Source organism: Marivita cryptomonadis (genome assembly GCF_002115725.1).
GTDB classification, from domain to species: domain Bacteria; phylum Pseudomonadota; class Alphaproteobacteria; order Rhodobacterales; family Rhodobacteraceae; genus Marivita; species Marivita cryptomonadis.
In genome coordinates, this window is the sequence record NZ_JFKD01000114.1 from 1 (window position 1) to 550 (window position 550).

Sequence of the window (550 nt, forward strand, 5' to 3'; positions counted from 1 at the left end):
GGCTACACCGTCACCTTCGACGAGACCCGGAGCGTGGGCCTCACGCTTCCGAAAGAGGCGGCCGAGACCGTGGCGCGCGATGCGAACCATTACGCCGCCTTGCCTGATGGGAGCCGCCAGCATTCGATCCTGACCTACGCGCCCTCCGACATGCCCGGTACGCTGGTGCGGATGCGCCCCTTCATGGGTCAGCTCGGGACCTGCCCGTCGATGGCGATGCCGGACAGCCACAACGCCGGCGACTTCGGGGCGTTCCTGGTCGGCGCGCCGCACGACTACGCGATCACTGAAGAGCAGCTTGTCCAGCATAAGACCGATGGTCACATGGATATCGATGCGGTCCGGGCCGGTGCGATCCTGGTGTGCCCGGTCAAGGTGCCCGGTGCGGGAGTCTACATGGGTGACATGCACGCCGGTCAGGGCGACGGCGAGATCGCCGGTCACACGATGGACGTCTCGGGCAGTGTGACGCTTCAGGTCGAGGTTGTGAAAAACTATCCGATTGACGGGCCGGTCCTGTTCCCGCTGGAGGAAGACCTGCCGCCACTCG

General features: G+C 65.6%; 1 protein-coding gene. It reads left to right on the forward strand.

The window, feature by feature from the left end; translation table 11 throughout:
- Positions 1-550, forward strand: a 550-nt coding sequence (locus tag MCRY_RS22565) for an acetamidase/formamidase family protein (RefSeq protein WP_176234559.1), incomplete at both ends; no start/stop codon positions are given.